We start from the raw sequence: 11,553 nt of genomic DNA, 5'->3' as shown, positions 1-11,553 counted from the left end.
GATCGGCGAAGCGTCCTAAGTTCGGTTTTGCCTCACCCCCTACGGCTATCCCAAATTTGCACATGAAAGGAATTTTGCGATGAAAGGGCCAGACGTTTCCCTGAAGCATCTCCAGCGCGCTCTCACGATGGAGTTGACGACCGTCAACACCTACATCCTGCAGGAGCGCAAGCTGGACGATTGGGGCGTCGATCGCCTTGCGAAGCGTATGCGTGAAGAGATCGACGAAGAGCGCGAGCATGCCAATCTCTTCCTCACCCGCCTGCTCTTCCTGGAGGGCAAGCCGGACGTCCACACGCTCGACAAGATCGATCAGCCGAAAGACATCGCTCATATCTTCCAGACGCAGCTCGAAATGGAAGAAGAGGCGATCGAGTATTACAACAAGGCGGCACGGGAGTGCCAGGAAGCCGGGGATATCGGCAGCTTCAATCTGTTCATGACGATTCTCGGCGACGAAGAAGAGCATGTCGACTTCGTCGAAGAGCAGCAGGACCTGATCGAGATGCTGGGCATGCAGCTCTACATCTCACGCCAGGTGTCTTCCGCAGCCGTCGAAGAAGACGACGACTGATCTCTCTCAGTCATTTTTGAGAGTTTTCAACGATCGCCCGTCCGCAAAAATTGCGGGCGGGCTTTTGCTTGCTGAGGCGTGCGGCACGTTAGGGCCGTCCGACGACGATGCCCGCCAAAGAGGCCGCGATCCCCTCCTCGAGCTCCGCGACCAGGAGCCGCCGCGGATCGCATGGTCCCGGCATCTTCACCCGCCCCTGTGGCAGTGGCGCAAAACCGAGCGTACCGTAATAGGGCGGATCGCCGACCAGGAGCACATAGCGGATACCGAGGGTGCGAGCCTCCGCCAAGGCGTGGCGCACGAGGGCCTTGCCGTAACCGCGGCTCTTCAAAGGTGGATCGACCACGAGGGGCCCGAGAAGCCTGCCTTCGCATAAGCCGATGACGATCGGCGTCAGTCGGACCGAAGCGGCGAGCTCTCCGTCGAGATCGACGACGAATGACAGAGCCGGATCGTGCGGCGCCTGCTCGCGCACGCGAAACGCAGCCCGCGCATAGGCGCCCGGCCCGAAGGCGTTTGCAACAAGGGTTGAGATGGCAGGATCGTCGTCCGGCGCTTCCGGCCGGATCAAAATGTCGGACATGGGCTCAGCTGGCTTTCGAAGGAGGATGGCCGCGGCTCATCGCGCAGCGTGAAACCGCCGCTCCCTGAGCGGCGGAACGAGCCTCATCGGAGGCGCAGAATCTTCGATGTCCGATACATGGTCCGATACATGGGCGCGCCCTCTATCACACGCCTCGCACCCTTTCAACGAGTTCTCGCAATGCGCTGCTGCGGGCAACACCGCGTTTTCGAGCCTCAAAGACAACGAACCTTCGGCCGCACTGTCCGGGGTGAGCAGGCAAAGCCGGAGCAGACCTCCGGCTTCTCGTGCAAACACAACCGCCGCAGGCAGCCGGTCAGGACAACTAAGCTCTTTGTCTTCCCGGCCCCGCACCACATGTTTGGGCAGCGCCGATGGCCAAACACGTCTGGTCGATCCGGCCGAGCTTCTTTAAGACGCAGAGATGCCCCATAGCGGGGAACGGGAGAAATTCATGGGTTTGTTGGTCGACGGCGTCTGGCAGGACCAGTGGTACGACACCGAGAAGACCGGCGGAAAGTTCGAGCGTGAAGCTTCGATCTTCCGCAATTGGGTGACACCCGATGGCGAAGCCGGTCCCTCAGGCAAAGGCGGCTTCAAGGCCGAACCCGGCCGCTATCATCTCTATGTGTCGCTCGCCTGTCCGTGGGCGCACCGCACGCTGATCTTCCGCCGCCTCAAGGGCCTGACGGACATGATCGGCGTGTCGATCGTCAGTCCGCTCATGCTCTCCGAAGGCTGGATCTTCGACGACGAGCATCCCGACCACCTCTACGGCCTCAGGCGCCTTTACGAGGTCTATCTGAAGGCGAAATCGGATTACAGCGGTCGTGTCACCGTTCCGGTCCTGTGGGACAAGGAACAGGAGACCATCGTCTCCAACGAATCCGCGGAGATCATCCGCATGTTCAATTCGGCCTTCGACGGTGTCGGGGCCCGCGCCGATCTCGATTTTTATCCGAAAAACGAGCGGGCGGCGATCGACGAGATCAATGCTCAGGTCTACGAGACCGTCAACAACGGCGTCTACAAAGCGGGCTTTGCGACCAAACAGGCGGTTTACGAAGAGAACTACAAAGCCCTCTTCAACACGCTCGACGAGATCGATCAGCGCCTCGACGACCAGCGCTTCCTCGTCGGCGATCGCCTGACGGAAGCCGACTGGCGTCTCTTCACGACGCTGGTGCGCTTCGACGCCGTTTATTACGGCCACTTCAAGTGCAACAAGCGCCGCATTTCCGACTATTCAAATCTGTCGGGTTATCTGCGGGACCTCTATCAGATCCACGGCGTGAAAGAGACGGTCAACTTCACGCATATCAAGCGGCATTACTATTACAGCCACGCCAACATCAATCCGACGCGCATCGTACCGCTCGGACCGCTTTTGGTGCTCGATTCTCCGCATAATCGGGACCGGTTTCCCGGCGAAGGAATCCCGAAAGACTGACGCGTCTCCCAAAGACTGGCGTTATAGGTTCACCAATCCTGCGCAGGCGCTACGGCGCCTGCCATTTCGGCAATGCGTGCACGGGTGGCGGGCGTCGTATTGTCCGGCAGATTGTCCAATGGAAACGTGCCGATGTCTGCGATCTCAGCACCCCTCGGATCGACACCGAGGTCTTTCCAGCTGCGGCAGACGTAAAGCGCGACATGGTCGTTCGGGTGCGCACGAGCATTGCGGTAGATGCCGAAAAGCTCCGCAGGCCCGTCGAGCTCCGCTCCAGCCTCCTCGCGCACTTCCCTGGTCAAAGCCTGAAGGAGCGTTTCGCCCGATTCGACGCCGCCGCCAGGCAGATACCAGCCAGGCATGTAGGTGTGGCGAACGAGAAAGACATGTCCATCGGCGATCATCGCGGCACGCACACCAAGCGTCATACCACGAGACACTCGCCCATAGGTCAGCAATGCCTTTTGGGCCAGTTGCTGGATGATGTTGAGCTGCGGCAGGCGTCGCTTCGTCATCGTCACCTCCTCTCAGAACTGTCGCATGCGCGTCCGACGGTGGCAAAGTTTCAAGCCATTGCACAGACACTCATAGCGCGATAGGCGAAACCATGTTCCGCCTTGCGCATATCTCCGACGTGCATCTGCCGGCCCTGCCGCAGCCGCGTCTTCGCGAACTCGCCTCCAAGCGCATCATCGGCTATGTCAACTGGCGGCAGAACCGCAAGCAGGCGATGACCGAAGGTAGTCTCGACCTTCTCACGACCGACATCGTCGATGCCGATCCCGACCATATCGTGGTCACGGGCGATCTCACCAACCTCGCGCTCCGGCAGGAATTCGAGAACGCGCGGCTGTGGCTGCAGGCGCTTGGGCCACCAGCGAAGGTGACGGCCATTCCGGGCAATCATGACGCCTATGTGCCGCGCGCGCATCATCGCTACCGCGCGCTGTGGGCACCATGGATGCGCGGCGACATCGACGAAACGGACAACGCGGAACATGTCGACCGGGCGATTTTCCCGTTCATGCGGCGCAAGGGCAATGTCGCCATCATCGGCCTGTCCTCGGCGGTCGCATCGGCGCCTTTCATGGCGACCGGGCGCCTTGGCCGCAGACAGACGGCGCGCCTGGAAGCCTTGCTTCAGGAAGCTCGGGACGAAAGGCTTTTCCGCGTCGTCCTGGTGCACCATCCGCCCAAGCTGATCGATCCAGGCCGGGCACTTCGGCGACTGACGGACGGATACAGGCTGCGCCGCGCAGTCGAGCGCTTCGGTGCCGAACTCGTCCTCCACGGCCATGATCACATCCGCGCGGTGACCGCCATTCGCGGGCCGCACGGCACGGTTCCCGTCATTGGCGTGCCGGCCGGCAGCAGCGGGCCCTCTGCGGGACCGAAATCGGGCGGCTACGCCTTACATGAAGTCGAGGAGAGCCCCGATTGCTGGCACCTCACGGTCATTCACCGCTGTCTCGATGAAAGCGGCGGCGTGAAGGAGGCGATGCGGGTTCAGTTCGACATCAAGCGACCGTAAGCCAGGCATAGACGAGAAGCGCCGACGCGCCGACAATGATGCCGATGATGAAGGCGAGAAAAACCCAAAACCCGGACAGGCGGGAGCGCGCGTGATTCTGGATCTGTCGCGCATCCGCAAGCCTGCGATGACGCGCCATCTCCACATCATCGGCTGCCAGCGCGCGTTCGCGCTCGACGATGCGCTCCGCCAGATGCGTGGTGACACGGTCCGCCATCTTCCCCGCTTCATTCGCCTCGGCCAGAACAATGCGCCCGTTCAGCGTGTCTTGGAGAAAACGAAAGGTGCGCTTGTCGCGCCCCATCATCACGAAGCTCGTCGCATCGACCCAGTAGCGCGGCGGATCACCGGGCAGAATCGACAGCAGGAAGCGATCCCGGTCGCGCTCGGGGAGTTCCTCGGCGACACCCGCCATTTCTTCCGCGAGAAGCTCGAGGCGTGCGCATTCCGTCTCTCTCAGATCGACGATTCCGTCCATCCGGTCCGATTCGCGAATCCGCGCCTCACGAATGCGTTCCTGCAGCTTCCGAACGGTCGCCCCGGTCGCTGGCACCGTGTTCATCCTCGCTCCCCTTTCGCGGACTGTGAGCGGAGGCTACCAGAAAGCCTCCGTGGCGGCAGGCACCGACACGCAGTCTCCACTGCTATCTATGGTTAAAGAAAGGCAAATGGAATGGCGTCAACGGCGAGAAGCAGCGATCGCGTCGAAGCGGCAGCACGAGCGGCCGGGATCGATATCTCCATCGAGCGCATGCCGGATACGACCCGCACCGCCGAAGATGCCGCAAAAGCCTGCGGCACGAGCGTTGCACAGATCGTGAAATCCTTGATCTTCAAGAAAGCCGAAAGCGGCGAGCCGGTGCTTCTCCTCGTCTCCGGCGAGAATCGCGTCAACGAGAAGAAGATGGCGGAACGGCTCGGCGAAGCGCTCGAGCGCGTCGATGCGCGCGCCGTGCGCGAGCTGACGGGTTTTGCGATCGGAGGCGTGGCGCCGCTCGGCTCGATTTCTCCTCTCGCCACTTATATCGATGAAGACCTTCTCGCCTTCGATTCCGTCTGGGCGGCAGCGGGCGCGCCGAACGCCGTCTTCGAAGTCGCGCCGCACAAGCTCAAAGAGGCGACTGGCGCCAAGGTGATCCGTATGGATTGAGGGGAATGGCGTACCACTCCCCTCCCCACTTGACCGGCGTCAGCCAGCCTGTCCGGTGCCGCCAGCCTCCGGCTGCGTGGTGTCGTTGACGAGAGAACCCGGCTCCACGGTCTGGAAGTAAGCTGCCACAGCCTTCATCTCCTCATCCGTCAAGGCATGGGAGAGCTCGTCCATCGGATTGTAATCTCCGACATTGCCCCGATCGTTCTTCGCGAAGAGCTTCAACTGGTTCTCCGTATAGGTCGCATACTGGCCGCTCAGATTGGGGAAGACGCGAGACGTGAACTTCGTCTGCTCGTGGCAGGAGAGGCAAGCGGCGACCTTCCGGGATGGCACGCCATCATGGGCGATCTCGCGGCCTTTTTCGACGAGCGCCGGATCGAGCTTGTCCGCCCCCGGCGCGGCAACGTCCGGCTGCGAGGCATAGTATTTGGCGAGAGCCTCGATCTGCGGCTGCGACAATTGCGTGGCGACCGGACGCATGAAGCCACTGTGGCGCTCGCCGCTCGCATAGGCCTCAAGCGACTTCTTCAGGTATTGCTCGTTCTGCATGGCGAGGTTCGGAAATGCGCCGAGGCCACGCCCTGTCCCATCCTCACCATGACAACGACCGCACATCGGAAGCAGGGCGTCCTGCATGGCGAATTCCAGAAATCCGCTGGCAGGGGTGCTGGAGCGATATTCGGCCCGCTTCGCGGCATCCGAGCGTGTATCCGGGAAGTGATCGCCGAACTCTACATTGAGCTTCTTGGTGATCGACCGTCCCTGCCCGTAGGCGAGATCGCGGTAGGTGGCGTAATCCATGTCCGGCAGCTTGCGCAGGAAGGCCGCCATCGACCAGGCTTCATCCTCGCGGTCGGCATCGGTCCAGGCGGGCATTGCCGTGTACTTGACGCCGTGCAGAACGATCCAGGCGAGCTCCTTGTTGCTCAGCTGATCAACAGCCTCGACCAGGTATTGCGGACGGGGCCGCAGCTGCAAGGCGACAGCGTTCTGGCCGAGCTCGGGAGCGCCGTGACACGACACGCAGACATGGCCGTAATGTGCGGCACCTTGCGCGACCCTCCAGTCGGCATCGAAATCGTCGGGCTCCTTCATATCCCCCGCGTGAAAGGCGACCGCCCGCTTCATGCCGTAATGGAGGATGTTCGCCCATCCCTCAGGATGAGGGATCGATGCGGCCAGATTGATGATGCCCGAGACGAGCACGATGACGGCAACAAGAGCGACCGCAACTGCGGTCGTGCCGAGCGGACCAATCCATAACGACAGTCGGTCAGGGAAGAATTTTTTCATGGCGGGAAGGCAGAGCTGGGAGGTTGTTGATGTCGGCTAAACTAGGGCTCAAACGCGCTCCGTCCCGCCGCGTTCCGGGGTTTTGGCCACTTTTCGGCCGCTAAAAGGCGGAATTGCGGCGCAGAATTTCGACTTCACGCGCCGCATTGCTTCGCCAACTCAGCAGCAGGATTGCCCGATGCTAGCGGCTGTTCTCCGAGATAAGTCTCGCCGCTGCTGACGGAATTTCCCACGGCAGCATGTGACCGCTATCCGCAAAGAGGTGCACGCCGATCACCCCCGGCAGCCCGCGGGCCTGTGACGCTGGCAAAATCCGATCTTGTTCTCCCCATAAGAGCTTCAGAGGGCAAGGAAGAGCCGCGATCGCCTCAAGCGGCAGCATCTTCTGGGCTCCGCCGGCGTGCAACGTCTCGGAAATCGCCACAAGCGCCTCGCCCGCGCCCGGCACCTCGCGCTCGGCCGAGAGCCGGAGGATCAGGTCTTCGGACAGCTCCGCACGAAAGCCGACAAATTCCTCGAGCACCCGGCGCATCTCCTCAGAGCCGCGGGCCGCCGCATAATGGGTCAAAGCGCGGTGGTTCACCGCCGGACCAAATCCACCCGGGGCGAGAAGCGTCAAGGAACGTGTCTTTTCCGGCTCCTTCAGCGCGATGAGCGCCGCGGCCGCGCCACCCATCGAATGGCCGGCGAGATGGAAGCCGTCTGGCGCGCGTTCGGCCAGGTCCGCCCGCACGGCGCGGGCCGCCGTCACGGCATGGCCGAGCTCAGGATAGGCGAGCGACGCCGCATGCCCGGGAAGATCATAAAGAAGGATCGATCTCTCACGCCCCAATTCGGCGCAGACATCATCCCACGTCCGGTGCGAACCCGCAAAACCATGCAAGAGAACGACGGGGATCCCATCATTCTGTCCAACCCGGCGCACGAACAAGGACGACATCTCTCCGGCCCCCTCCCCCTTTTCTTGCGAAGGGCTTACCGCTTTTCAGCCAAGCCCGGAAGACGCCGCCGCAGGAAAGGACCTCACCAGTCGATGATGATGCGGGTGTTCTTCGGACCGCTGTTTTTGACGAGATTGTACAGCTTGCGGGCATTCGCCGGATGCAGGCGCACACAGCCATGCGAGGCGGGGCGCCCGAGGCTGCGTACGGAGTTGGTGCCGTGGATCGCGTACCCGCCGCGAAAGAAGATCGAATACGGCATCGGCGACATATCGTATTTGCGCGAATACCACATCCTGTGCATCCGCTGCGGGCGGTATGCCCCCGTGGGTGTGCGATAGCCCTTGCGCGCGGTCGAGACGGCCCACGTATAGGCGAGCCGCCCGTTGCTATAGACGCGCATCTTTTGTGCAGAGAGATCGATGCGGGCGGTCACTCCCGCTCCCGCCGCCCCTGCCGTAACGGGTAGGGCCAGAAGACACACGATCATCAGAGCGGCAAAGCGCATCACGCCCTCCAGACGGCGGCCACACCACAACTTTGCCGCACTTCGCCTCAGTCTAGACACAATTTCTAATGCCTACAAAGTGCTGAGCGCAGTCAATTTCTGCTACCGTTAAGCGAGCGCAAAGAAGGCGAAGCGCGGCCCGGGCGTGACACGCTGAGGTCGCACAGCTCACTTTTCGGCAAAGTGTGCGCGCTTTTTATGCGTGACGGCTCGCGACGCATTGGCTAGCCTCATCGCACAGCATGGAACAGACAGTCGGCCAGCGCGGCTTAGCGCGTGAGATCATCTTCAACGAAATGATCGGGCCCGAAGGGGCACCGCGGGGCCATTACGTGACTCTCTCCGAGTGGCTCGAACAACAGCCATCGCGGGAGCTGAGGCGCAAGCGGGCCGAGGCGGAATCGATTTTCCGACGCCTCGGCATCACCTTTGCAGTCTACGGTTCCAACGACACGCTGGAACGCCTGATCCCGTTCGATCTCATTCCCCGCATCATATCGGCGTCCGAATGGCGTCTTCTCGAACGCGGCATCGAACAACGGGTGCGAGCGCTCAACGCCTTCCTCCTCGACATCTACAACCGGCAGGAGATCATCCGCGCCGGCCGCATTCCGGCAGATATCGTTCTGCGCAACGACGCGTTTCTGTCGGAAATGATCGGGCATCGACCGCCACTCGGCGTCTTCAGCCACATTGTCGGCACCGATATCGTGCGCACGGGGCCGCACGATTTCTTCGTTTTGGAAGACAATCTGCGCACACCTTCCGGCGTCTCCTACATGTTGGAGAACCGGGAGGCGATGCTGCACCTCTTCCCGGAGCTTTTTGCCCGCCATTGCGTCGCGCCCGTGCAGCATTATCCGGAGCTTCTGCGCCAGACGCTCGAAGCCGTGTCGCCGGTCGCGCCCGAAGAAACGACGATCGTGGTGCTGACGCCCGGCATCCACAACTCGGCCTATTTCGAGCATTCCTTCCTCGCCGACCAGATGGGGGTCGAACTCGTGGAGGGACAGGATCTCTTCGTCTCCGGCGGGGCGCTTTACATGCGCACGACCCGAGGGCCGATGCGGGTGCATGTCGTCTACCGGCGCATCGACGACGAGTTCCTCGATCCCCTGACCTTCCGGCCGGATTCCATTCTGGGCGTGCCGGGGCTCATGGATCTCTACCGGGCCGGCGCCGTCACCATCGTCAATGCGCCAGGCACCGGCATCGCCGACGACAAGGCGATCTATTCCTGGGTGCCGGAGATCGTCGAGTTCTATACCGGCCAGAAGCCCATTCTGCAGAACGTCCCGACCTGGCGCTGCGCCGAGCCGGAGGCCCTGTCCTACGTCCTCGACCATCTCCCGGAACTCGTCGTGAAAGAAGTTCATGGGTCAGGCGGCTACGGCATGCTCGTGGGACCGACGTCTTCGAAGAAGCAGATCGAGAAGTTCCGCCGGATTCTGAAGGCACGGCCCTCGAACTACATCGCCCAACCGACACTCGCTCTGTCTGCCTGCCCGGCCTTCACAAAATCGGGCGTCGCGCCCCGCCACGTCGATCTGAGACCTTTCAGTCTCGTCAGCGACCGTGTGCGCATCGTCGCGGGGGGACTTACGCGCGTGGCGCTCAAGAAGGGCTCGCTCGTCGTCAATTCCTCCCAGGGCGGCGGCACCAAGGATACTTGGGTGCTGACCGATGAATGAGAGGACCCCTCGCCTGCGTCGCACCGGATGCCAGCGCCCCAGGGATCTGTCGTCATGCTGAGCCGCGTCGCTTCGAGCCTCTTCTGGATGTCTCGCTATATCGAGCGGGCAGAGAATATCTCGCGCCTCTGCGAGGCAGGGTTTCGCATCTCGCTCACGCCGAAAGTCGGCGGGGGCCACAAGGAAGAATGGCTCTCGACGCTCAAAAGCGCGGGCGTCCTCGAAAGCTATCTCTCCATCTACGATGAAATCACCGGCGAGGACGCGATCAACTTCCTGCTGTTCGACGAACGCAACGCATCTTCGGTCAAATCGTGTCTCACCTCCGCGCGCAACAACGCCCGTATCGTGCGCACCAAGCTCACCCGCGACATGTGGGAATCGTTGAACGATACCTGGATCGCCCTGCAGGCAGTGTCTCCCCAATCCATGACGAATGCCCGGTTGCCAGACTTTCTGGATTGGGTGCGCCACCGCACGGCGCAGTTCCGCGGTGCTCTTCTCGGCACGGTCCTGCGCGACGAGGGCTATTACTTCAGCCAGCTCGGCGCCTTCATGGAGCGTGCCGACAACACGGCACGGATCGTCGACGTGAAATATTACCTCCTGCTGCCGGATCACCAGGCGGTTGGCGGGGCAATCGACACCTATCAATGGGAGACGATCCTCAGAGCCGTTTCGGCGCAGCGCTCCTACCGGCACGTCTTCCACGAGGATTACCGCCCCTGGCGCGTCGCTGAGTTCTTGATCCTGCGGCCGGAAATGCCGCGATCCCTGCGTTTCTGCTATGACTGGCTCAACGTCACGATCGACGGGCTGATTGAACGCCAACACCCAGAACTCAGCGCCGCGGAGCTCATTCGCAGCACCCATCAGCTTCTGAAGAGCAGCCAGATGGCCGATATTTTTCAAGCCGGCCTGCACGAATTTCTCACCGACTTCATCGATCGCAACAACCGCGTCACCGGGAACCTCGCGGTCGATTACTGCTTCGAGCAGGCGGCCTGACCATGCGGCTCAAGATCCGGCACGTCACCAACTATCATTACGCGGCCGCCGGTCGCTACGCCATCCAGCGGCTGCGCCTGACGGCTCGTGCGAATGCCTCACAGATGGTCGAGGAATGGCGCATCGAGGCTCCCGGCATCGACGAGGCGGCGAGCTATACGGACGGCTTCGGCAATGTCACGCATCTCGTCACGCAGGACCAGCCGCTTGAATCACTGTCCATCATTGCCGAAGGCGTGGTGGTCACGAAGGATACCGGCGGCGTGACCGGGCGCCCGCCCGAAGCCGCCAATCCGGCGTCTTTCCTGCGCAGCACCGCCAGTACGGAAGCCTCCCCTCCGATCCGCAAGATCGCGCGCAATGCAAGAGGCGACGACCGCCTCTCCCTGTTGCACAGCCTGATGTCGGTGATCGGCGATCACATGAGTTTCGATACCGATGCGAGCCATTCGGGGACCAGCGCAGCGGATGCTTTCGCGGCCGGTTTCGGCGTCTGCCAGGATTATACCCACATCTTCTGCGCTGCCGCGCGCTCTCTAGAGGTGCCGGCTCGCTATGTGACCGGCTATCTCAGGCTCGACGACGAGGCACCCGCCGTCGCACACCATGCCTGGGCGGAGGCCTTCGTGCCGGAACTCGGCTGGGTGGGCTTCGACGTTGCCAACGGCATCTGCCCAACGGAAAATTATGTCCGTCTCGCCTGCGGCCTCGACGCGCGTGCCGCCGCGCCTATAGTCGGCTTACATCGACAGGCGGGCGAAGAAATTCTGTCCGTAGACGTCGTCGTCGAACAGCAGCAGCAATAGCGAGCGCGGGCTGCC

Annotated in this window: 13 protein-coding genes; 7 read left to right on the top strand and 6 right to left on the bottom strand. The window is 62.0% G+C overall.

Annotated features, from left to right (window positions below):
• Window positions 1-79 precede the first annotated feature (79 nt).
• Window positions 80-574, top strand: coding sequence for a bacterioferritin (locus tag L0F51_RS01760; RefSeq protein WP_234627683.1), 495 nt, complete (start codon window positions 80-82; stop codon window positions 572-574).
• Between the two features lie 88 nt (window positions 575-662).
• Here L0F51_RS01760 and L0F51_RS01755 read toward each other — a convergent pair whose 3' ends face one another.
• Window positions 663-1,157, bottom strand: coding sequence for a GNAT family N-acetyltransferase (locus tag L0F51_RS01755; RefSeq protein WP_234627682.1), 495 nt, complete (start codon window positions 1,155-1,157; stop codon window positions 663-665).
• Window positions 1,158-1,611: 454 nt separating this feature from the next.
• On the opposite strand from L0F51_RS01755, the gene L0F51_RS01750 reads away from it, so the two are divergent.
• Window positions 1,612-2,607, top strand: coding sequence for a glutathione S-transferase family protein (locus L0F51_RS01750; RefSeq protein WP_234627681.1), 996 nt, complete (start codon window positions 1,612-1,614; stop codon window positions 2,605-2,607).
• 29 nt (window positions 2,608-2,636) lie between these two features.
• Here L0F51_RS01750 and L0F51_RS01745 read toward each other — a convergent pair whose 3' ends face one another.
• Window positions 2,637-3,035, bottom strand: coding sequence for an NUDIX domain-containing protein (locus L0F51_RS01745; protein WP_234629301.1), 399 nt, complete (start codon window positions 3,033-3,035; stop codon window positions 2,637-2,639).
• Between the two features lie 179 nt (window positions 3,036-3,214).
• Here L0F51_RS01745 and L0F51_RS01740 point away from each other — a divergent pair, with 179 nt between their 5' ends.
• Window positions 3,215-4,138 (top strand): metallophosphoesterase, encoded by a 924-nt coding sequence (locus L0F51_RS01740; protein WP_234627680.1) that lies wholly within the window; start codon window positions 3,215-3,217, stop codon window positions 4,136-4,138.
• On the opposite strand, the gene L0F51_RS01735 is transcribed toward L0F51_RS01740, so the two are convergent.
• The gene (locus L0F51_RS01735; protein WP_234627679.1) at window positions 4,125-4,700 is read right to left on the bottom strand and encodes a hypothetical protein; all 576 of its coding nucleotides are present in this window, start codon (window positions 4,698-4,700) and stop codon (window positions 4,125-4,127) included. The two genes, L0F51_RS01740 and L0F51_RS01735, sit on opposite strands and share 14 nt — an antisense overlap.
• A 111-nt stretch (window positions 4,701-4,811) precedes the next feature.
• On the opposite strand from L0F51_RS01735, the gene L0F51_RS01730 reads away from it, so the two are divergent.
• Window positions 4,812-5,288 (top strand): YbaK/EbsC family protein, encoded by a 477-nt coding sequence (locus L0F51_RS01730; protein ID WP_234627678.1) that lies wholly within the window; start codon window positions 4,812-4,814, stop codon window positions 5,286-5,288.
• Window positions 5,289-5,327: 39 nt separating this feature from the next.
• Here the strand turns inward: L0F51_RS01730 and L0F51_RS01725 are convergent, their stop codons facing one another.
• From L0F51_RS01725 to L0F51_RS01715, 3 genes are all read right to left on the bottom strand, one after another.
• On the bottom strand, window positions 5,328-6,584 hold the full coding sequence (locus L0F51_RS01725) for a c-type cytochrome (protein WP_234627677.1): 1,257 nt from the start codon (window positions 6,582-6,584) through the stop codon (window positions 5,328-5,330).
• A gap of 181 nt (window positions 6,585-6,765) precedes the next feature.
• Window positions 6,766-7,524, bottom strand: coding sequence for an alpha/beta fold hydrolase (locus L0F51_RS01720; protein WP_234627676.1), 759 nt, complete (start codon window positions 7,522-7,524; stop codon window positions 6,766-6,768).
• An 83-nt stretch (window positions 7,525-7,607) separates the two neighbouring features.
• A complete protein-coding gene (locus tag L0F51_RS01715; RefSeq protein ID WP_234627675.1) occupies window positions 7,608-8,033 on the bottom strand; it encodes a L,D-transpeptidase in 426 nt (141 codons plus the stop codon).
• A gap of 242 nt (window positions 8,034-8,275) precedes the next feature.
• On the opposite strand from L0F51_RS01715, the gene L0F51_RS01710 reads away from it, so the two are divergent.
• Genes L0F51_RS01710 through L0F51_RS01700 form a run of 3 tightly spaced genes read left to right on the top strand, consistent with a single transcriptional unit; the run spans window position 8,276 to window position 11,538 of the window.
• Window positions 8,276-9,724 carry a circularly permuted type 2 ATP-grasp protein gene (locus L0F51_RS01710; RefSeq protein ID WP_370642287.1) on the top strand — a complete coding sequence of 483 codons (1,449 nt, stop codon included), beginning with the start codon at window positions 8,276-8,278 and terminating at the stop codon, window positions 9,722-9,724.
• A 54-nt stretch (window positions 9,725-9,778) separates the two neighbouring features.
• A complete protein-coding gene (locus L0F51_RS01705; protein ID WP_234627674.1) occupies window positions 9,779-10,732 on the top strand; it encodes an alpha-E domain-containing protein in 954 nt (317 codons plus the stop codon).
• Between the two features lie 2 nt (window positions 10,733-10,734).
• Window positions 10,735-11,538 carry a transglutaminase family protein gene (locus L0F51_RS01700; RefSeq protein WP_234627673.1) on the top strand — a complete coding sequence of 268 codons (804 nt, stop codon included), beginning with the start codon at window positions 10,735-10,737 and terminating at the stop codon, window positions 11,536-11,538.
• Window positions 11,539-11,553: the final 15 nt, after the last annotated feature.

The organism is Afifella sp. H1R (genome assembly GCF_021462425.1).
In the GTDB taxonomy this organism is placed as follows: Bacteria; Pseudomonadota; Alphaproteobacteria; order Rhizobiales; family Afifellaceae; genus Afifella; species Afifella aestuarii.
Note: the sequence above shows the minus strand (reverse complement) of the source record. Positions and strands in the feature narration are given on the sequence as shown.

What these genes read in the sequence shown, in the direction of transcription:
- L0F51_RS01755 (WP_234627682.1), bottom strand. Translation starts at nt 1,157, where the DNA reads ATGTCCGACATTTTGATCCGGCCGGAAGCGCCGGACGACGATCCTGCC.
- L0F51_RS01735 (WP_234627679.1), bottom strand. Translation starts at nt 4,700, where the DNA reads ATGAACACGGTGCCAGCGACCGGGGCGACCGTTCGGAAGCTGCAGGAA.
- L0F51_RS01725 (WP_234627677.1), bottom strand. Translation starts at nt 6,584, where the DNA reads ATGAAAAAATTCTTCCCTGACCGACTGTCGTTATGGATTGGTCCGCTC.
- L0F51_RS01730 (WP_234627678.1), top strand. Translation starts at nt 4,812, where the DNA reads ATGGCGTCAACGGCGAGAAGCAGCGATCGCGTCGAAGCGGCAGCACGA.
- L0F51_RS01745 (WP_234629301.1), bottom strand. Translation starts at nt 3,035, where the DNA reads ATGACGCTTGGTGTGCGTGCCGCGATGATCGCCGATGGACATGTCTTT.
- L0F51_RS01720 (WP_234627676.1), bottom strand. Translation starts at nt 7,524, where the DNA reads ATGTCGTCCTTGTTCGTGCGCCGGGTTGGACAGAATGATGGGATCCCC.
- L0F51_RS01705 (WP_234627674.1), top strand. Translation starts at nt 9,779, where the DNA reads ATGCTGAGCCGCGTCGCTTCGAGCCTCTTCTGGATGTCTCGCTATATC.
- L0F51_RS01750 (WP_234627681.1), top strand. Translation starts at nt 1,612, where the DNA reads ATGGGTTTGTTGGTCGACGGCGTCTGGCAGGACCAGTGGTACGACACC.
- L0F51_RS01760 (WP_234627683.1), top strand. Translation starts at nt 80, where the DNA reads ATGAAAGGGCCAGACGTTTCCCTGAAGCATCTCCAGCGCGCTCTCACG.
- L0F51_RS01740 (WP_234627680.1), top strand. Translation starts at nt 3,215, where the DNA reads ATGTTCCGCCTTGCGCATATCTCCGACGTGCATCTGCCGGCCCTGCCG.
- L0F51_RS01700 (WP_234627673.1), top strand. Translation starts at nt 10,735, where the DNA reads ATGCGGCTCAAGATCCGGCACGTCACCAACTATCATTACGCGGCCGCC.
- L0F51_RS01710 (WP_370642287.1), top strand. Translation starts at nt 8,276, where the DNA reads ATGGAACAGACAGTCGGCCAGCGCGGCTTAGCGCGTGAGATCATCTTC.
- L0F51_RS01715 (WP_234627675.1), bottom strand. Translation starts at nt 8,033, where the DNA reads ATGCGCTTTGCCGCTCTGATGATCGTGTGTCTTCTGGCCCTACCCGTT.